The following is a 19,194-nucleotide window of genomic DNA, read 5'->3' as shown; positions in this document are numbered from 1 at the left end:
TTTCGCCATGCCCGGGTCAGCCGTCGGCCAGTACGGCGAGGATGCCCTCGCCGTACTTCGCCAGCTTGTTCTCGCCGACGCCGTTGATCTGGGACAGCCCGGCCAGTGAGGTGGGCGCCTCGGTGGCGATCTGCCGCAGCGTGGCGTCGTGGAAGATCACGTAGGCCGGCACGCCCTGCTCCTTGGCGGTGGCCGCCCGCCAGGCGCGCAGCCGCTCGAAGACCGACGCCGCCGCCGGGGTCAGGTCGGCGACGACGGCGGCCGCGCCGCGGGGCTTCGCGGACCGGCCGGACACCGGCCGCTCCGGCTCGCGGCGCATGGTCACCGTGCGGCGGCGGCCCAGCACCTCCGCGCTGGCCTCGGTCAGCGCCAGGGTGCCGTAGTCGCCCTCGACGGCGAGCAGCCCCTCGGCGAGCAGTTGCCGGACCACCCCGCGCCACTCGGCCTCCCGCAGTTCGGTGCCGATGCCGAAGGTGCTGAGCGAGTCGTGGCCGTACTGGGTGATCTTGTCGGTCTGCTTGCCGAGCAGGATGTCGACGCAGTGCCCGGCGCCGAAGCGCTGGTTGCGTTCCCGGTCCAGCCGGAACACGGTGGAGAGCAGTTTCTGCGCCGGCACGGTGCCGTCCCAGGTCTCCGGCGGGGTCAGGCAGGTGTCGCAGTTGCCACAGCCGGCCGCGCCGGTCTGGCCGAAGTATTCGAGCAGCTGCACCCGGCGGCAGCGGACCGTCTCGCAGAGGGCCAGCATCGCGTCGAGGTGGGCGGCGAGGTTGCGCCGGTGGGCCAGGTCGCCCTCCGACGTCTCGATCAACTTGCGCTGCTGCACCACGTCCTGGAGGCCGTACGCCAGCCAGGCGGTCGACGGCAGCCCGTCCCGCCCGGCGCGCCCGGTCTCCTGGTAGTAGCCCTCCACCGACTTCGGCAGGTCGAGGTGGGCGACGAACCGGACATCCGGCTTGTCGATGCCCATCCCGAAGGCGATGGTCGCCACCATCACCAGGCCGTCCTCGCGCAGGAAACGCTGCTGGTTGGCGGCGCGGGTGGCCGCGTCCAGGCCCGCGTGGTACGGCAGCGCGGCCACCCCGTTGGCGACCAGGAACTCGGCGGTCTTCTCCACCGACGCCCGGGACAGGCAGTAGACGATGCCCGCGTCGCCCGGGTGCTCGTCGCGCAGCAGGCTGAGCAGCTGCTTGCGCGGCTCCTTCTTCGGCACGATCCGGTACTGGATGTTGGGCCGGTCGAAGCTGGCCACGAAGTGCCGCGCGTCGGTGAGCTTGAGCCGGCTGGCGATCTCGGCGCGGGTGGCGCTGGTCGCGGTGGCGGTGAGCGCGATCCGGGGCACCGCCGGCCACCGCTCGTGCAGCATCGACAGAGCCAGGTAGTCGGGGCGGAAGTCGTGCCCCCACTGCGAGACGCAGTGCGCCTCGTCGATGGCGAACAGGGCGATCCGGCCCCGGTCGAGCAGGCCGAGGGTGGCCCGGGAACCCAGCGCCTCCGGGGCGAGGTAGAGCAGGTCCAGCTCGCCGACGACGAACGCCTTCTCGACCTGGCGGCGGGCTTCGAGGTCCTGGGTCGAGTTGAGGAAACCGGCCCGGACGCCGACCGCGGTCAGCGCGTCGACCTGGTCCTGCATCAGCGCGATCAGCGGCGAGACGACCACCGCGACGCCCTCGCGGACCAGGGCGGGGATCTGGTAGCACAGCGACTTGCCGCCGCCGGTGGGCATCAGCACCAGCGCGTCGCCGCCGGCCCCCACGTGGTCGATGACCTCCCGCTGGAAGCCGCGGAAGGCGTCGTAGCCGAAGACCCGGCGGAGCACCCGCAGCGCGTCCTCGGTGCGCAGGTCGGTGGGGGAGGTCATCCGCGGAGTCTACGAGCCCGCGCCGACAACCGGCCGCCGCCGACCCGCCCGGGAATACCGGCCCGGCCGCCGCCGCTTCCCCGAAAGGCCGTCCGGCTCGACATCGGGACCGGTCGGACGGGCGGGAACCGATTGACGCCGCCCGGCGGGATAGAGTCGCTGATCGACCATGCGTGTCCGGGACGAACCGGGCGCGGCACGGCTGGGGGGTAGTGGTGAGCGAGGTGCGGACGGCCGACGGGTACGCCCCGGACGGCGGCGCGGCGACGGCGGAGGCGGACACCACACTGGTGGTGGTCACCGGGCTGTCCGGTGGCGGCCGCAGCACGGTCGCCCGGGCGCTGGAGAACGTCGGCTACTACGTGGTGGACAACCTGCCCCAGGCGCTGATGCTGGACATGGCCGAGCTGGCCGTCAAGGCCGGCGGCGCGGCCCGGCGTACCGCGATGGTGCTCGACGTGCGCTCGCGTGCCTTCTCCACCGACCTGGCCGGGGCGATCCGGGAGCTGCGGGACCGGGGCTTCTCACCCCGGGTGGTCTTCGTCGACGCCGACGACGAGGTGCTGATCCGCCGGTTCGAGAGCGTCCGGCGCTCGCACCCGTTGCAGGGCGAGGGTCGGCTGGCCGACGGCATCGCCGTGGAGCGCGGCCTGCTGGAGGAGGCCCGCGACCAGGCGGACGTGATCATCGACACCAGCCACCTGAACGTCAACCAGCTCCGTCGCCGCATCGAGGAGCTCTTCGGCGCCGAGGACGCCCGCCGGCTGCGGGTCACCGTCATCTCCTTCGGCTTCAAGTACGGCCTGCCGCCGGACGCCGACTTCGTGCTCGACGCCCGGTTCCTGCCCAACCCGTACTGGGTGCCGGAGCTGCGCGAGCACACCGGCCGGGAGGAGGCGGTCAGCGCGTACGTGCTGGGCCAGGAGGGCGCGGACGCGTTCGTCTCCGGGTACGCGGACCTGGTCAACGCCACCACCGGCGGCTTCGAGCGGGAGGGCAAGCGCTACCTGACCGTGGCGGTCGGCTGCACCGGCGGCAAGCACCGCAGCGTGGCCATCGCCGAGGAGCTGGCCGGCCGGCTGCGCCAGTCGGGTCTGGCCGCCAACGCGCAGCACCGGGACCTGGGGCGGGAATGACCGCGGCGAAGGTGGTCGCCTTCGGCGGAGGGCACGGGCTCTCCGCCTCGCTGCGCGCGCTGCGGCACTGCACCGGCGACCTCGATCTGGACATCACCGCCGTGGTCACCGTCGGCGACGACGGCGGCTCCAGCGGTCGGCTGCGCGCCGAGCGCGGCGGGCTGCCCCCGGGTGACCTGCGGCAGGCCCTCGTCGCGCTGGCCGGCGACCACCCGGCCACCCGGCGCAGCGCCGGGCTCTTCCAGCACCGGTTCGCCGGCGACTCCGGCGACGGCCTGGCCGGGCACGCGGTGGGCAACCTGGTGCTCTGCGGCCTGATGGAGCAGCTCGGCGACCCGGTGGCCGCGCTGGAGCACGCCGCGGCGATGCTCGGCGCGGTCGGCCGGGTGCTGCCGATGTCCCGCCAGCCGGTGGGCATCGAGGCGCGGGTGCGCGGCGCCGACCCGGAGCACCCCGACGAGGTACGCACGGTGCGTGGCCAGCACCAGGTGGCGGTGACCACCGGCCGGGTGGAGTCGCTGCGACTCACCCCGACCGCCCCGGACGCCTGCGTCGAGGCGGTCGCCGCGGTGGGCGAGGCGGACTGGCTGATCTTCGGGCCGGGCAGCTGGTACACCAGCGTGCTGCCGCACCTGCTGGTACCGGGGCTGGCGGCCGCGATCGTGGCCAGCCCGGCCCGACGGCTGGTCACCCTCAACCTGGCGGCCGAGAAGGAGACCCTCGGTCTCTCCGTCGCCGACCACCTGGCCGCCCTGCACTCGTACCTTCCGCAGCTCACCGTGGACTTCGTGCTGGCCGATTCCAAGGCGGTGGGTGATCCCGAACCGGCCGGACGTGCGGCAGAATCGCTGGGTGCCCGGCTGGTGCTCGCCCCTGTCGCCGTCACCGACGGCTCTCCCCGTCATGATCCGGCCGCCCTGGGCGCCGCGTTGGTGCCTGTCCTGGGTGCCGATCGTTAGACACGTACGTAATCACCGGCGACACGCCGGTACCGGTCCGTGGAGGGGCGCAGAATGGCGATGACGGCCGCGGTCAAGGACGAGCTGAGTCGGGTCGACGTGCCCAAGCCCTGCTGCCGGCGGGCGGAGATGGCCGCGCTGCTGCGCTTCGCCGGCGGGCTGCACATCGTCTCCGGCCGCGTGGTGGTGGAGGCCGAGCTGGACACCGGAGCGGTGGCCCGGCGGCTGCGCCGGGAGATCGCCGAGGTGTACGGCTATCAAAGCGAGATCCATGTGCTCGCCTCCGGCGGGTTGCGCAAGGGCAGCCACTTCATCGTCCGGGTGGTCAAGGACGGCGAGGCCCTGGCCCGGCAGACCGGCCTGCTCGACGTGCGCGGCCGCCCGGTGCGCGGCCTGCCGCCGCACGTGGTGGCGGCGAACGTGTGCTGCGCGGTCTCGGCCTGGCGGGGCGCGTTCATGGCGCACGGCTCGCTGACGGAGCCGGGTCGCTCCAGCGCGTTGGAGATCACCTGCCCGGGTCCGGAGTCCGCGCTGGCCCTGGTCGGCGCGGCCCGCCGGATCGGCATCACCGCCAAGAACCGCGAGGTGCGCGGCGTGGACCGGGTGGTGGTCAAGGACGGCGACGCGATCGCCGCGCTGCTCACCCGGATCGGCGCGCACTCCAGCGTGCTGGCCTGGGAGGAGCGCCGGGTCCGCCGCGAGGTCCGGGCCACCGCCAACCGGCTGGCGAACTTCGACGACGCCAACCTGCGCCGCTCGGCCCGCGCCGCGGTGGCCGCCGCCGCCCGGGTGACCCGGGCGCTGGAGATCCTGGCCGACGACGCCCCCAACCACCTGACCTCGGCCGGACGGCTGCGCCTGGAGCACCGGCAGGCCTCGCTGGAGGAGCTCGGCGCGCTGGCCGAGCCGCCGCTGACCAAGGACGCCATCGCCGGCCGGATCCGCCGGCTGCTGGCGCTGGCCGACAAGCGCGCCCGCGACCTGGGCATCCCGGATACGGAAGCGGCCGTCACGCCCGACATGCTCGTGGTCTGATAGGACGGTGGGGCTGCGCGACGGGAGCGAGCGCAGCCGGCGAAGCATCAGCCAGGGCGCCTCGGCCTCGCGTCGTCGTGGCGCGCGGCGTCCGGGCAACGCGAGAAGGGTCACCACCCGCCGCAGCGGGACGCGGCACGCTCGGATAGGGTCGCTGCGTACGGCAAGGGGGCCGGCACAGGCACTCCTCGCCGTGCTCACCGCCTCCGGCGGTCTAGGTCCACACGGACCGCGGCGGGGTGGCCGAGATGAACCGTCAACGGCCGGCTCCAACGGTCGGCGCACACACCTCCGCCGGTCCGGGTCTTACGCCGGCGGACCAGAACGCGAGGAGATGGGACCTGTGACCATCCGGGTTGGCATCAACGGCTTCGGCCGGATCGGCCGTAACTTCTTCCGGGCAGTGCTGGCGTCCGGCGCTGACATCGAGGTGGTGGCGGTCAACGACCTGACCGACAACGCGACCCTCGCCCACCTGCTCAAGTACGACAGCATCCTGGGTCGCCTCCCGCACGAGGTGAAGGCCACCGCCGACGAGATCACCGTGGGCGGCAAGACCATCAAGGCGTACGCCGAGAAGGACCCGGCGGCGCTGCCGTGGGGCGACGTCGGCGCGGACGTGATCATTGAGTCCACCGGCTTCTTCACCGACGCCACCAAGGCGAAGGCGCACATTGACGGCGGGGCCAAGAAGGTCATCATCTCCGCCCCGGCGAAGAACGAGGACGTCACGGTCGTCATGGGCGTCAACCACGACCAGTACGACCCGGCCAAGCACACGATCATCTCGAACGCGTCCTGCACCACCAACTGCCTCGCCCCGATGGCGAAGGTCCTGCACGACACGTTCGGCATCCAGCACGGTCTGATGACGACCATCCACGCGTACACCCAGGACCAGAACCTCCAGGACGCGCCGCACAAGGACCTGCGTCGGGCCCGGGCCGCCGCGCTGAACATCGTCCCCACCTCGACCGGCGCCGCCAAGGCGATCGGCCTGGTGCTGCCGGAGCTGAAGGGCAAGCTGGACGGCTACGCGCTGCGGGTGCCGATCCCGACCGGCTCGACCACCGACCTGACCGTCAACGTCGGCCGGGAGACCACCGTCGACGAGGTCAACGCCGCGCTGAAGGCCGCCGCCGACGGCCCGCTCAAGGGCATCCTGATCTACAACGAGGACCCGATCGTCTCCTCGGACATCGTCACCGACCCGGCGTCCTGCATCTTCGACGCGCCGCTGACCAAGGTCGTCGGCAACCAGGTCAAGGTCGTCGGCTGGTACGACAACGAGTGGGGCTACTCGAACCGCCTCGTCGACCTGGTCAAGCTGGTGGGTTCCTCGCTGTGAGCATCCGCAACCTCGACGACCTGCTCGCCGAGGGGGTGTCGGGTCGGCGCGTGCTGGTGCGCGCCGACCTGAACGTCCCGCTCGACAAGCAGACCGGTGAGATCACCGACGACGGCCGCATCCGCGCGGTCCTGCCGACCCTGGGCGCGCTGGTCTCCGCCGGCGCCAAGGTGGTCGTCTGCTCGCACCTGGGCCGCCCGAAGGGCGCGCCGGACCCGCAGTTCAGCCTCCGCCCGGTCGCCGGTCGCCTCGGCGAGCTGCTCGACGCGCCGGTGCACTTCGCCGAGGACACCGTCGGTGACTCGGCCCGGTCCACCGTGGAGGCGCTGGCCGACGGCCAGGTCGCCCTGCTGGAGAACCTCCGGTTCAACAAGGGGGAGACCAGCAAGGACGACGCCGAGCGGGGCGCGTTCGCCGACCAGCTCGCCGCCTTCGGCGAGGCGTACGTCGACGACGCGTTCGGCGCCGTGCACCGCAAGCACGCCAGCGTCTTCGACGTACCGGCCCGGCTGCCGCACGTCGCCGGCCGGCTGGTGCTGCGCGAGGTGGAGGTGCTCTCCACGCTGACCGGCCAGCCGGAGCGCCCGTACGTGGTGGTGCTCGGCGGCTCGAAGGTCTCCGACAAGCTGGCGGTCATCGAGGCGCTGCTGCCGACGGTCGACCGGCTGCTCATCGGCGGCGGGATGTGCTTCACCTTCCTCAAGGCCCAGGGCCACGAGGTGGGCAGCTCGCTGCTCGAGCAGGAGATGGTCGAGACCTGCCGCAACCTGATGGAGCGCTCCGGCGGGAAGATCCTGCTTCCGGTGGACGTGGTGGCCGCGGACGCGTTCGCCCCGGACGCCGCGCACGACACCGTGCCGGCCGACGGCATCCCGAGCAAGCGGGTCGGGCTGGACATCGGCCCGGAGACGGTGGCCGGGTTCGCCGCCGCGCTCAAGGGCGCGAAGACGATCTTCTGGAACGGCCCGATGGGTGTGTTCGAGATGGCGGCCTTCGCCAACGGCACCCGCGGGGTCGCCGAGGCGATCGCCAAGTCCGGCGCGTTCACGGTGGTCGGTGGCGGTGACTCCGCCGCCGCGGTGCGGGCCCTCGGGCTGGACGACTCCGCGTTCGGCCACATCTCCACCGGCGGTGGCGCCTCACTGGAGTACCTGGAGGGCAAGACCCTCCCCGGCATCGCGGCCCTGGAGAACTGATGGCGAGCGTCACCCGCCGGCCGCTGATGGCCGGTAACTGGAAGATGAACCTGAACCACCTCGAGGCCAACCTGCTGGTGCAGAAGCTGGCCGCGAGCCTCACCGAGAAGCAGCTCACCGACGTCGAGACGGTGGTCCTGCCGCCCTTCACCGACCTGCGCACCGTGCAGACCGCGGTGGACGGCGACAAGCTGCTGATCGGCTACGGCGCGCAGGACCTGTCGCCGTACCAGTCGGGCGCCTACACCGGGGACGTCGCCGGGTCGATGCTGGCCAAGCTGGGCTGCACGTACGTGGTGGTGGGGCACTCCGAGCGGCGCGCCTACCACTACGAGGACGACGCGATCGTCAACGCGAAGGTGGTGGCGGCGCTGGCCAACGGGCTCACCCCGATCCTCTGCATCGGTGAGGGCCTGGAGATCCGCGAGCAGCTGCGGCACGTGACGCACTGCTGCGACCAGCTCGACGGCGCCCTGCGGGGGCTCACCGCCGAGCAGGTGGCCAAGGTCGTCGTGGCGTACGAGCCGGTCTGGGCGATCGGCACCGGCAAGACCGCGACGCCGGAGGACGCCCAGGAGGTCTGCGGCGAGGTCCGCAAGCGGCTGGTCGAGACCTTCGACCAGGGCACGGCGGACCAGGTCCGGATCCTCTACGGCGGGTCGGTCAAGTCCTCGAACGTGGCCGCGATCATGGCGCAGCCGGACGTGGACGGGGCCCTGGTCGGCGGCGCCAGCCTGGACGCCGAGGAGTTCGCGAAGATCTGCCGGTTCCCGGAGCACACCGCCCGCTGATCGCTCGCTATCCTTGAGTCCGCCCGTCCACCGGTCGGTGCCGCAGTGCCCGATCTGTCCGGGCGAGGATCGTTACGAGAGGACTGACCCCAGCCATGCTGCCGATTTGGTTCGCATACACGTTGATCGTGTTGCTGGTCATCACGAGCGTTCTGCTCACCATGCTCATCCTGCTGCACCGGGGTAAGGGTGGCGGGCTGTCGAGCATGTTCGGCGGTGGCGTCAGCTCCAGCCTGGCCGGCTCGTCGGTGGCCGAGAAGAACCTGGACCGCTACACCGTCCTGGTGAGCATCATCTGGTTCGCCTGCATCGTGGGGCTCGGCCTCTGGCTCAAGCTCCAGCTCAACACCGGGGCCTGAGCCGGTCGGAGTCTCGGCGTACAATCTGCGCGCGGTCCGTTACGGACCGCGCGCAGTTCGTTGTGCACCGCCTCGCCGCCGCCCGCCCCCTCCCGGGCGACGGTCCCTCCGACGACAGGAGCGAGCAGCCGTGCCCAGTGGCAACGTCATCCGTGGCTCACGGATCGGGTCCGCCCCGGAACGCCCCGCCGAGCGCTACGAGCCCGCACCTCGCCAGCCGGTGACCTACTGGTGCCGCAACGGGCACGCCACCGAGATCAGGATGGCGGTGGACGCCGAGGCGCCCCCGCTCTGGGACTGTCCCCGCTGCGGGTTGCCCGCCGGCCGGGACGCGGAGAACCCGCCCGGGCGGGCCCGTCCCGAGCCCTACAAGACCCACCTGGCGTACGTGAAGGAGCGGCGCAGCGAGGAGGAGGGGGAGGCCATCCTGGCCGAGGCCCTCGCCGCCCTGCGCCGCCGCCGCGGCCGGGAGTGACACGACGGAGCCCCGACCCCCACCCGGGGGCCGGGGCTCCTCGTTCGTCGCTCAGCGCAGGCTGCGCAGCCGCGGCGGTACGTTGGCCGCCGCCGACCGGTCCAGCAGCCAGAGGGTACGCGCGACGCCCTGCACGCCCGCCGCCGGCAGCTGCACCGAGCCCGCCCCGGCCAGCGCCATGCCGACCGCGCGGGCCTTGTCGGCGCCGCTGGCCACCAGCCAGACCTCCTCGGCGGTGTTGATCGTCGGCAGGGTGAGCGTGGTGCGCAGCGGCGGCGGCTTCGGGCTGCCCCGCACCGCGCTGACCGGCCGGTTGTCGTAGTGCACCGGGTGCTCGGGGAAGACCGACGCCACGTGCCCGTCCTCGCCGACGCCGAGCATCAGCACGTCGAAGTGGGGGAGCGCGGCGTGCCCGGGCCGGGTGGCCCGGGCCAGCTCCTCGGCGTACGCGGCGGCTGCCGCCTCCGGGTCGGCGCCGAGCGGGCCGTCGGAGGCCGGCATGGGATGCACCCGCGCCGGGTCCAGCGGCACCGCGTCCAGCAGCGCCGCCCGGGCCTGCGTCTCGTTGCGCTCCGGGTCCCCGGCGGGCAGGAATCGCTCGTCGCCCCACCAGACGTCGACGCGGGACCAGTCGACCGCGTCCCGGGCCGGCAGCGCGGCCACCGCCCGGTAGACCGCCGCCGCGATCCGCCCGCCGGTCAGCACCATCGACGCCTGACCCCGGTCCGCCTGCGCGTCGAGCAGCTTCACCACCAGCCGGGCCGCCACCGCCTGCGCCAGCAGGTCGGCGTCGGCGTGTACGGCGACACTCGCCTCACTCATGTTGTGCCTTCGTCTCCCGACCGCTCTCGTGCGGTCCGTGTTCGTCGTGCCCGGGGGCCGGTCGGCCCGTCCGTCGCGCCCTGCCGCGCCGGGGGCGGGCCGGTTCCGGCCCGCCCCGCGGCGACAGCGGTCAGGGGGTAGCGCTGGTGCCGGCGTGCGCGGTGACCCCGGCCTCGGCCCGCTGGGCAGTGGCCGGGTCCTTCCAGACGTGCACCCGGCCGGCGGGCCGCTGGTCCAGGCCGGTGATGCCGGCCGCCGTGCCCAGCGCCTCGGCGTAGACCTGGTCGGCGTCGAGCCGGCGCAGCTCCTCGGCCAGCTCGTCACCGAGCGGGCGGCGTACCAGCGGCAGCGTCCGGTCCTCCTGGCCACTACGCCGGAACACCGCGACACTGTCGTTGCGGGTGAGTGTCAGCTGGTCGCCGTTGGCGCAGCGCAGCTGCACCTCACGCATGCGGGGGAACTCGTCGGTGTGCTCCAACACCGGGTCGATGCCGAGCCGGGCCGCCAGCCAGCCGCGCATCAGCGCCGCGGTCGGGTCGGTGCGCGGCGCGACCACCGTCGCCTCGGTGACCCGGGCCTCGATGGTGTCGAACGCCCCGGCGACCAGGGTGCGCCACGGGGTGATCCGGGTCCACGCCAGGTCGGTGTCGCCGGGCGCGTAGTCGTGGGCCCGCCGGCGCAGCGCCTCGATCGGGTCCACCGCCTGGGCGGCGTCGGTGATCCGCCGGTCGGCGACCACGCCGAGGAAGTCGGTGGCGATCTCCGCCGGCGGATCAGCGTGCCACCAGGTCACCACCGGGACGTCCGGCACCAGCAGCGGCATCACCACGGACTCCGCGTGCAGGGCCAGCCGGCCGTACATCCGGGTCACCACCGCCTCGCACGGGCCGAGCCGCCCGCCCACCACGATCTCCGCGTCCAGCCGGTTGCGCTCCCGTTCCACGTCGGTGCGCACCACCACCAGCAGCCGGCACGGGTGGGCGGCGGCGGCGATGGTCGCCGCCGCCTCCGCCTCGCGGACCCGCTTCTCGTCCACCACCACGATGAGGGTCAGCGCCATGCCGCTGGCCACCCCACCCGCACTGCGCCGCTCGGCGGCGAGTGCCTTGACCACCTCGTTACCGGTGGTGTCCCACAGGCCGATCACTGGAGCCTCCCGGTCCGCTCGCCGTGCCCGCGCACGCCGCTGTCTCCGCTCACGTGCGCGCTCATGCCCGCCGCCAGGCGCGGCCCTCGCGCGCCAGCATCTCGTCGGCCGCCCGGGGCCCCCACTCGCCGGCCCGGTACGGCTCCGGCGTGGTGCCCGCCCAGGCGTGCTCCAGCGGGTCCACCACCTGCCAGCTCTGCTCCACCTCGGCGGCGTCCGGGAAGAGCGTCCGGTCGCCGATCAGCACGTCCAGCACCAGCCGCTCGTACGCCTCGGGGCTGGACTCGGTGAACGCCTCGCCGTACTGGAAGTCCATCGCGATGTCCCGGACCTCCATGGTGGTGCCCGGCACCTTGGAGCCGAACTTCAGCACCACGCCCTCGTCCGGCTGCACCCGGATGACGAGCTGGTTGGGGCCGAGCGACTCCATGTCGGCCGCGTTGAACGGCAGGTGCGGCGCCTTCTTGAACACGACCGCCACCTCGGTGACCCGGCGGGGCAGCCGCTTGCCGGCCCGGATGTAGAACGGCACCCCCGCCCAGCGGCGGTTCTGGATGCCCAGCTCCACGGCGACGTACGTCTCGGTGGTGGAGTCCGCCGGGACGCCCTCCTCCTCCAGGTAGCCGACGGCGCGCTCGCCGCCGACCCAGCCGGGCAGGTACTGCCCGCGCACGGTGCCCCGGGAGATGTCGTCCGGCAGGGTGATCGCCTTGAGCACCTTGAGCTTCTCGGCACGGATCTCGTCGGCGTCGAAGCTGGTCGGTTCCTCCATCGCCACCAGGGCGAGCAGCTGCAGGAGGTGGTTCTGGAGCACGTCCCGGGCGGTGCCGACGGAGTCGTAGAACGCGGCCCGGGTGCCGATGCCGACGTCCTCGGCCATGGTGATCTGCACCGAGTCGACGTACTTGGAGTTCCACAGCGGCTCGAAGAGGTTGTTGGCGAACCGCAGGGCGAGGATGTTCTGGACCGTCTCCTTGCCCAGGTAGTGGTCGATCCGGAAGACGTCCTGACTGGTGAAGACGTCGTCGACCAGGTCGTTGAGCTCCTTGGCCGACGGCAGGTCGTTGCCGAACGGCTTCTCCACCACCACCCGGCGCCAGCCGCCGGACTTGGCGTTGTCGGCCATGCCGGTGCGGGCCAGCTGCTTGAGCACCACGGGGAAGGCCGCCGGGGGGATGGAGAAGTAGAACGCCGCGTTGCCCTGGATGCCGTGGGTCGCGCGCAGCTCGTCCAGGGTGGTGGCGAGCTGGTCGAAGGCGTCGTCGTCGTCGAACGAGCCGCCGACGAACTTGATGTTGCCGGCGAGCCGCGCCCAGACCTCCTCGCGCCAGGGGGTGCGGGCGTGCTTCTTGGCCGCCTCGTGGGCCAGCGACTCGAAGTCGCCGTCGCCCCAGTCCCGCCGGGCGAAGCCCAGCACCACGAACCCGGGTGGCAGCAGCCCCCGGTTGGCCAGGTCGTAGACCGCTGGCAGCAACTTCTTGCGCGCCAGGTCACCGGTCACCCCGAAGATCACCAGAGCGCAGGGCTCCGGGATCCGGGGCAGTCGCCGGTCCTGCGCGTCGCGCAGCGGGTTCACGCCGCCTCCTCGCTCCGTCTGGTCCATGTCGTTCATCGTCACGCCCGCCATCGTCCGATCGCATCCAGCAGCTGGGCCAGGCCCGCGGGCCTGTCGGTCAGGTGCAGCCGTAGCACCGGTCGGCCCCGGTCGGTCAGTGCCTGCCGGTCGCCGGCGGCCTGCGCCGCCTGCAGTTCCGCGAAGGAGTACGGCCGCCCCGGCACCGGGAGATCAACGTCCACCGCCCCGGTGAGCTGAAGATAGCTCCCGACCGGGGGACCGCCCTTGTGATACTGCCCGGTGGAGTGCAGGTGGCGGGGCCCCCACCCGAAGGTGACCGGCCGCCCGGCGACCTCGGCCAGCAGCGGCCGTAGCCGCGCCGCGTCCGCGTCGCCCACCCGGTCCAGGTACGCCGACACGGCGAGGTAGCCCGCGTCGCCCAGCCCGTCGAGCAGGTGGCGCAGCGCGCCGGCCAGGTCGGCGGGGGCGCCCGGCGGGGCGTACACCTCGATGGCGCCCTCGGTGGACGACGGCGCCTGCGCCGGCGGTCCGGACGCCAGGATCCGTCGGGTGTGCTCCTTGCTCGCGGCGACGTCCGGCTGGTCGAACGGGTCGACGCCGAGCACCACCGCCGCGATCGCGGTCGCGTACTGCCAGGTCAGGAACTGGGCGCCGAGCGGGCCGTTCACCGTCAGGTCGGGTTCGCAGCCGCCCCCGGGTACGTCCCCGGCGGTCAGCGCGCCGCCGTAGCTGACGGTCAGCACGTCCGGCCCGGTGGCGCCGGGCGCCTGCGGCGACTCCACCACCACCGGCAGCACACCGAGCCCGGCCTTGCCGGTCGACTCGGCGAGCAGCTGCTCGACCCAGTCGCCCAGGCTGTCCAGGCCGGTGCCGTCGGGAACCAGGGCCACCTTGTCCCGGCCGGTGGTGGCCGCCGCGGCGAGCGCCGCCCCGAGCGCCAAAGCCGGGTTGTCCCGGTCCCGGCCCAGCGCGGCCGACAACGCCTCGGCGTCGTCCAGCAGCTCGGTGACCTCCACCCCGGCCAGCGCGGCGGGAGCCAGACCGAACGCGGTGAGCGCCGAATAGCGTCCACCCACCTCGGGGTCGGCCGGCAGCACCACCACGCCCATCTCGTCCGCGGTGGCCTCCAGCGGCGAGCCCGGGTCGGTCACCACCACGAAGTGCCGGGCCGCCTCGGCCTCGGTCATCCCGGCGTCCAGGAAGGCCTGCCAGTACGCCCGGCGGTGGCTGTCGGTCTCCACCGTCGTGCCGGACTTGCTGGCCACCACGACCACGGTGCGCTCCAGCCGGTCGGTCAGCGCCGCCCGGACCCGCCCGGGGTCGGTGGTGTCGAGCACGGTCAGCGGCCGGCCCAGGGTGCGCGTGATGGTCTCGGCGGCGAGCGAGGATCCGCCCATCCCGGCGAGCACCACGTGGTCCAGGTCGTCCAGCTCCGCCGCCAGCTCGGCGAGCTGGGGGAGCAGCTCCCGGCTGCGGCGGTGGGCGTCCAGCCAGCCGAGGCGGTTCTTCGCCGCCGCTTCGACGGCCGGTCCCCAGAGGGCGGGATCCCCGGCGGCCAGCCGGGCCGGGACGTCCCGGCCGACCAGCGCGTCCCGTACCGACGCGGGCGCGGACCTGTCGACCGCGTCCGCGCCGTGCACGGCCAGCCCGGCGGACGCGTCCGCCGGGCCGGCCAGCAGGTCACCCATGTCGCCACCTCGGCTGGGCGACGGCGTGGAGCGCCGCGGGGCGGGGCCCCGCGACGGATCCGACGCCGTTGGTCACGCGTTGCCCCCGGCCTGCTCGGCGGCCCGCGCGTTGCCCTTGGCGGCCTTGTTCGGCGCGCCGGTGCCCTGCGCGGCGGCGGTGAGCGACTTGCGCACCCCGTCGAGCAGCTCCAGCCAGCTGGCCTCGAACTTCTCCACGCCCTCCCGCTCCAGGGTGGCGATCACGTCGGACATGTCGACGCCCACCGACTCCAGGTCGGCGAAGACCTTCCGGGCCGCGTCGTACGAACCGGTGATGGTGTCGCCGCGGGTCTCGCCGTGGTCGGCGAAGGCGTGGATGACCGGCTCCGGCATGGTGTTCACCGTGCCGGGGGCGATCAGCTCCTCGACGTAGATCACGTCCCGGTAGTCCGGGTTCTTCGTCGAGGTGGACGCCCAGAGCGGCCGCTGCGGGTGGGCGCCCGCGTCGGCCAGGGCCTGCCACCGGTCGGAGGAGAAGACCTCGCCGTAGCGCTCGTACGCCAGCTGGGCGTTGGCGATGGCCGCCTTGCCGCGCAGCGCCTTGGCCTCGTCCGAGCCGATCTTCTCCAGCCGCTTGTCGACCTCGGAGTCGACGCGGGAGACGAAGAACGACGCCACCGAGCCGATCTTGGACAGGTCGTGGCCGTTCGCCTTCGCCTGCTCCAGGCCGGCGAGGAAGGCGTCCATCACCGCGGAGTACCGGTCCAGGCCGAAGATCAGCGTCACGTTCACGCTGATCCCCTCGGCCAGGGTGGCGGTGATCGCCGGCAGGCCCGCCTCGGTGGCCGGGATCTTGATGAACAGGTTCGGCCGGTCCACCAGCCACCACAGCGCCTTGGCCTCGGCGACGGTCCGGTCCGTCTCGTGGGCCAGCCGGGGGTCCACCTCGATGGAGACCCGGCCGTCCACGCCCGCGCTCTTGTCGTACGACGGGCGCATCACGTCGCACGCCCACCGCACGTCGTACGTGGTGAGCATGCGGACGGCCTCTTCGACCTCGATGCCACGGGTGGCGAGGTCCTTCAGCTGCCAGTTGTACTCGTCGGCGTCGCTCAGCGCCTTCGCGAAGATGGTCGGGTTCGTGGTCACCCCGGCCACGTGCTTCTCCCGGCGCAGCTGGTCCAGCCCGCCGGAGCTCAGTCGTACCCGGGAAAGATCGTCGAGCCATACCGCCACGCCAGCGGCGGTGAGCTCACTCAGCCTGTCCGTCATGCCGTCCACGCTCCCCTCAGTTGCCGGTCGTGAAACCGGTGATGTCGCCCACCCGGGCCATCGAGGCGTGTGCCGCCGCCACGATCCGGTCGGGGGTGAACCCGAACTGCTCGAAGAGCACGGTGTGCGGGGCGCTCGCCCCGTAGTGCTCCAGGCTGACGCTCTCGCCGAGGTCGCCGACCACGCCGCGCCACGACATGGCGATGCCCGCCTCCACGCTCACCCGTGCCTTTACCCCGCGCGGCAGCACCGACTCCCGGTAGGCCTCGTCCTGCTCGTAGAACCACTCCTGGCAGGGCATCGAGACCACCCGGGTGGGGGTGCCGTCGGCCTCCAGCCGCTCCCGGGCGGTGAGGCAGAGCTGCACCTCGGAGCCGGTGCCGACGATGATCACCTGCGGCTTGCCGGTGGACGCCTCCGCCAGCACGTAGCCGCCCTTGGCCACGCCCTCGGCGCTGCCCAGCGTCTCCCGGTCCAGCGTCGGCAGCGCCTGGCGGCTCAGCGCCAGCGCGGTCGGCCGGTCGGTGTGCTCCAGCGCCTGCCGCCAGGCCCAGGCGGTCTCGTTGGCGTCCGCCGGGCGGACCACGCTCAGGCCCGGGATGGCGCGCAGCGCGGTCAGGTGCTCCACCGGCTGGTGGGTCGGGCCGTCCTCACCCAGGCCGATCGAGTCGTGCGTCCAGACGTAGACCACCGGCAGCTTCATCAGCGCGGCCAGCCGCACGGAGGGGCGCATGTAGTCGCTGAACACCAGGAAGGTGCCGCCGTACGGGCGGGTGCCGCCGTGCAGGGCGATGCCGTTGAGGATCGCTCCCATGGCGTGCTCACGGATGCCGAAGTGCAGCGTCCGGCCGTACTCGTGGCCCGGGAAGTCCTTGGTGGCGTGGGCGGCCGGGATGAACGACGGCTCGCCCTTCATGGTGGTGTTGTTGCTCTCCGCCAGGTCGGCCGAGCCGCCCCAGAGCTCCGGCAGCACCGGGGCGAGCGCCTCCAGCACCTTGCCGGAGGCGGCCCGGGTGGCCAGGCCCTTGGCGTCGGCGGGGAAGGTCGGCAGCGCCTCGGTCCAGCCCTGCGGCAGCACCCGGCCGGCCATCCGGTCCCAGAGCGCCTTGCGCTCCGGGTTGGCCTGCGCCCAGGCGTCGAACGCGGTCGTCCACTCCTGCTGGGCGGCGTCGCCGCGGCTCATCACCCGGCGGGCGTGCGCGAGGACCTCCTCGTCGACCTGGAAGCTCTGCGCCGGGTCGAAGCCGAGCAGCTGCTTGGTGGCGGCCACCTCCTCGCCGCCGAGCGCCGAACCGTGGATCTTGCCGGTGTTCTTCTTGTTCGGGGCGGGCCAGCCGATGATGGTGCGCAGCGCGATGAAGGAGGGACGGCCGGTCTCCGCCTTGGCGGCCAGCAGCGCCTGGTGCAGCGCCTCCACGTCCTCGTGGTAGTCGCCCTGGTCGGCGTCGCCGGTGCGCCAGTCGACGGTCTGCACGTGCCAGCCGTACGCCTCGTAGCGGGCCGCGACGTCCTCGCTCTTGGCGATACGGGTGTCGTCCTCGATGGAGATCTCGTTGTCGTCGTAGATCACCGTGAGGTTGCCCAGCTGCTGGTGCCCGGCGAGCGCGCTGGCCTCGTGGCTGATGCCCTCCTCGATGTCGCCGTCGGAGGCGATGCACCAGATGTCGTGGTCGAAGACCGAGCCGCCCGGCTCGCTCTCCGGGTCGAACAGGCCACGCTCGCGGCGGGCGGCCATCGCCATGCCCACCGCGTTGCCCAGGCCCTGGCCGAGCGGGCCGGTGGTGGTCTCCACGCCGGGGGTGTGCCCGTGCTCCGGGTGCCCCGGGGTGAGCGAGCCCCACTGCCGCAGCGACTGCAGGTCCTCCAGGGCGAGCGGGTAGCCGGAGAGGAAGAGCTGGATGTAGAGGGTCAGGCTGGAGTGCCCGGCGGAGAGGACGAAGCGGTCCCGGCCGGGCCAGTTCGGATCGGCCGGGTTGTGCCGCATCACCCGGTTGAAGAGCAGGTACGCCGCGGGCGCGAGACTCATCGCGGTGCCCGGGTGGCCGTTGCCGGATTTCTCCACGGCGTCCATGGCCAGCACGCGGACGGTGTCGACGGCCCGGCGATCGAGGTCGGTCCAGTTGAGTGCGGGGTGCTCGGGTCGGTTGGCAGCCACGATGGTTGTGCTCCTCGGCAGATGGGCGGAACCCTCACTGATGACCCTATCGAGCGGTCGTAAACGTCCGCCCGGGGATCACTGCACCCTGTGCGGTACGAGTCGTGTCGGACCGGTCGTTGAGCCCGACGGTGTGACGGCTGGCACCGTTGTCGGGTCGCCCGGGCAGCCAATACGACGGCGCGTAGTCTGTGGGTCGGTGTGTGGACCCTCCCCGGGTCCCGCCGACCTGATCTCCCTGCCGATGCCGGAAGGTGGCAATCCGTGAGCATGATCACCGAGCGCCCCGTCAGCAACCCTGCCGGGCAGCCGCCGGTGCGCACGGTGGTCGAGGAGCCGGCCCGCCGCCACCTCCGGTCGGTCGTCGCGGCGTACGTCGCGCTGACCAAGCCTCGCATCGTCGAGCTGCTGCTGGTCACCACCGTGCCGGCGATGATGCTCGCCGACGGCGGCCTGCCGTCGCTGTGGCTGGTGGCCGTGGTGCTGGTCGGCGGCTCGCTCGCCGCCGGCGCGGCCAGCGTGATCAACTGCTACATCGACCGGGACATCGACCAGCTGATGCGGCGCACGAAGCGTCGTCCGCTGCCGGCGCACACGGTCTCGCCGCGCAACGCGCTTGTCTTCGGCCTGGTGCTGGCGGCGGTGTCGGTGGTGCTGATGGCGGCCTTCACCAACCTGCTGGCGGCCGGGCTGACCCTGGCGGCGATCGTCTACTACGACGTCGTCTACACGCTCTGGCTCAAGCGCACCACGCCGACGAACACCTTCTGGGGTGGCGCCTGCGGGGCGGCCCCGGTGCTGATCGGCTGGGCCGCGGTGACGGGCTCGCTGGCACCGCAGGCCTGGGTGCTCTTCGGCGTGGTCTTCTTCTGGCAGATGCCGCACTTCTACCCCCTGGCGATGAAGTACAAGGACGACTACGCCCGAGCCGGTATCCCGATGCTGCCGGTGGTGGCCTCGGCCCGGCGGGTGAACGCCGAGATCCTGACCTTCGCCTGGATCACCGTGCTGCTCTCGCTGGCCCTGTGGCCAATGGGGATGAGCGCGATCTACGGCGTGCCGACGCTGGTCGTGGGCGGGATCTTCGTGGTCGAGGCGCACCGGCTCTGCCGCCGGGTGACCCGCGGCGAGGCCGTCAAGCCGATGCGGCTGTTCCACTGGTCGACGACCTACCTCACCATCCTCTTCGCCGCGGTCGCCCTCGACGCGCTGGTCTGAGCACCGCCGGGCGGCCCTTCGGGCCTGATCGCCGCTGTCAAGACCATGAATTTCCCGAGTCGGTTTTCGGTCTGAGTCCCATCGACTCAACTCGGACTCAGTGGGGCGATCCGGGCCGCCCGATTCGCCCTCACTTATCCGACAAGTACGGGCGAATCACCTGTGGTCTTCCTTAAACCT

General features: G+C 72.7%; 16 protein-coding genes. 9 read left to right on the top strand and 7 right to left on the bottom strand.

Annotated features, from left to right (window positions below):
- Nucleotides 1-16: 16 nt before the first annotated feature.
- Nucleotides 17-1,858 carry a DNA helicase RecQ gene (gene recQ, locus V6U88_RS27460; protein ID WP_334457346.1) on the bottom strand — a complete coding sequence of 614 codons (1,842 nt, stop codon included), beginning with the start codon at nucleotides 1,856-1,858 and terminating at the stop codon, nucleotides 17-19.
- A gap of 224 nt (nucleotides 1,859-2,082) precedes the next feature.
- On the opposite strand from recQ, the gene rapZ reads away from it, so the two are divergent.
- From rapZ to V6U88_RS27420, 8 genes are all read left to right on the top strand, one after another.
- A complete protein-coding gene (rapZ, locus tag V6U88_RS27455) occupies nucleotides 2,083-2,994 on the top strand; it encodes an RNase adapter RapZ (protein ID WP_334457353.1) in 912 nt (303 codons plus the stop codon).
- On the top strand, nucleotides 2,991-3,953 hold the full coding sequence (locus V6U88_RS27450; protein WP_334457345.1) for a gluconeogenesis factor YvcK family protein: 963 nt from the start codon (nucleotides 2,991-2,993) through the stop codon (nucleotides 3,951-3,953). The genes rapZ and V6U88_RS27450 overlap by 4 nt, the downstream gene beginning before the upstream one ends.
- Before the next feature lie 54 nt (nucleotides 3,954-4,007).
- Nucleotides 4,008-4,988, top strand: a complete 981-nt coding sequence (whiA, locus tag V6U88_RS27445; protein WP_334457344.1) for a DNA-binding protein WhiA — start codon at nucleotides 4,008-4,010, stop codon at nucleotides 4,986-4,988.
- 343 nt (nucleotides 4,989-5,331) lie between these two features.
- The gene (gene gap, locus V6U88_RS27440; RefSeq protein ID WP_334457343.1) at nucleotides 5,332-6,336 is read left to right on the top strand and encodes a type I glyceraldehyde-3-phosphate dehydrogenase; all 1,005 of its coding nucleotides are present in this window, start codon (nucleotides 5,332-5,334) and stop codon (nucleotides 6,334-6,336) included.
- The gene (locus V6U88_RS27435) at nucleotides 6,333-7,532 is read left to right on the top strand and encodes a phosphoglycerate kinase (protein ID WP_334457342.1); all 1,200 of its coding nucleotides are present in this window, start codon (nucleotides 6,333-6,335) and stop codon (nucleotides 7,530-7,532) included. The genes gap and V6U88_RS27435 overlap by 4 nt, the downstream gene beginning before the upstream one ends.
- On the top strand, nucleotides 7,532-8,323 hold the full coding sequence (gene tpiA, locus V6U88_RS27430; protein ID WP_334457341.1) for a triose-phosphate isomerase: 792 nt from the start codon (nucleotides 7,532-7,534) through the stop codon (nucleotides 8,321-8,323). Before V6U88_RS27435 ends, tpiA begins: the two co-directional genes overlap by 1 nt.
- 98 nt (nucleotides 8,324-8,421) lie before the next feature.
- Nucleotides 8,422-8,682 (top strand): preprotein translocase subunit SecG, encoded by a 261-nt coding sequence (gene secG, locus V6U88_RS27425; protein ID WP_334457352.1) that lies wholly within the window; start codon nucleotides 8,422-8,424, stop codon nucleotides 8,680-8,682.
- A 130-nt stretch (nucleotides 8,683-8,812) separates the two neighbouring features.
- Nucleotides 8,813-9,157, top strand: coding sequence for an RNA polymerase-binding protein RbpA (locus tag V6U88_RS27420; RefSeq protein ID WP_334457339.1), 345 nt, complete (start codon nucleotides 8,813-8,815; stop codon nucleotides 9,155-9,157).
- Between the two features lie 51 nt (nucleotides 9,158-9,208).
- On the opposite strand, the gene pgl is transcribed toward V6U88_RS27420, so the two are convergent.
- The 6 genes from pgl to tkt all read right to left on the bottom strand — a co-directional run bounded on the left by pgl (nucleotide 9,209) and on the right by tkt (nucleotide 17,796).
- The gene (pgl, locus tag V6U88_RS27415) at nucleotides 9,209-9,979 is read right to left on the bottom strand and encodes a 6-phosphogluconolactonase (protein ID WP_334457337.1); all 771 of its coding nucleotides are present in this window, start codon (nucleotides 9,977-9,979) and stop codon (nucleotides 9,209-9,211) included.
- A gap of 130 nt (nucleotides 9,980-10,109) precedes the next feature.
- Nucleotides 10,110-11,126 carry a glucose-6-phosphate dehydrogenase assembly protein OpcA gene (locus V6U88_RS27410; RefSeq protein WP_334457335.1) on the bottom strand — a complete coding sequence of 339 codons (1,017 nt, stop codon included), beginning with the start codon at nucleotides 11,124-11,126 and terminating at the stop codon, nucleotides 10,110-10,112.
- A gap of 61 nt (nucleotides 11,127-11,187) precedes the next feature.
- Nucleotides 11,188-12,738: a glucose-6-phosphate dehydrogenase gene (gene zwf / locus V6U88_RS27405; RefSeq protein WP_334457351.1), complete on the bottom strand. Its 1,551-nt coding sequence runs from the start codon at nucleotides 12,736-12,738 to the stop codon at nucleotides 11,188-11,190.
- A 2-nt stretch (nucleotides 12,739-12,740) separates the two neighbouring features.
- Nucleotides 12,741-14,390, bottom strand: coding sequence for a glucose-6-phosphate isomerase (locus tag V6U88_RS27400; RefSeq protein ID WP_334457334.1), 1,650 nt, complete (start codon nucleotides 14,388-14,390; stop codon nucleotides 12,741-12,743).
- A 72-nt stretch (nucleotides 14,391-14,462) separates the two neighbouring features.
- Nucleotides 14,463-15,641, bottom strand: coding sequence for a transaldolase (tal, locus tag V6U88_RS27395; RefSeq protein ID WP_334457333.1), 1,179 nt, complete (start codon nucleotides 15,639-15,641; stop codon nucleotides 14,463-14,465).
- Nucleotides 15,642-15,657: 16 nt separating this feature from the next.
- Nucleotides 15,658-17,796, bottom strand: coding sequence for a transketolase (gene tkt, locus V6U88_RS27390; RefSeq protein ID WP_334457332.1), 2,139 nt, complete (start codon nucleotides 17,794-17,796; stop codon nucleotides 15,658-15,660).
- A gap of 264 nt (nucleotides 17,797-18,060) precedes the next feature.
- Here tkt and V6U88_RS27385 point away from each other — a divergent pair, with 264 nt between their 5' ends.
- Nucleotides 18,061-19,014 (top strand): heme o synthase, encoded by a 954-nt coding sequence (locus V6U88_RS27385; protein WP_334457331.1) that lies wholly within the window; start codon nucleotides 18,061-18,063, stop codon nucleotides 19,012-19,014.
- Nucleotides 19,015-19,194: the final 180 nt, after the last annotated feature.

Origin of the sequence: Micromonospora sp. CPCC 205739 (assembly GCF_036906795.1) — a bacterium.
Classification (GTDB): Bacteria; Actinomycetota; Actinomycetes; order Mycobacteriales; family Micromonosporaceae; genus Micromonospora.
The sequence above is the reverse complement of the archived record's forward strand: the minus strand, read 5'-3'. Positions and strand labels throughout refer to the sequence as shown.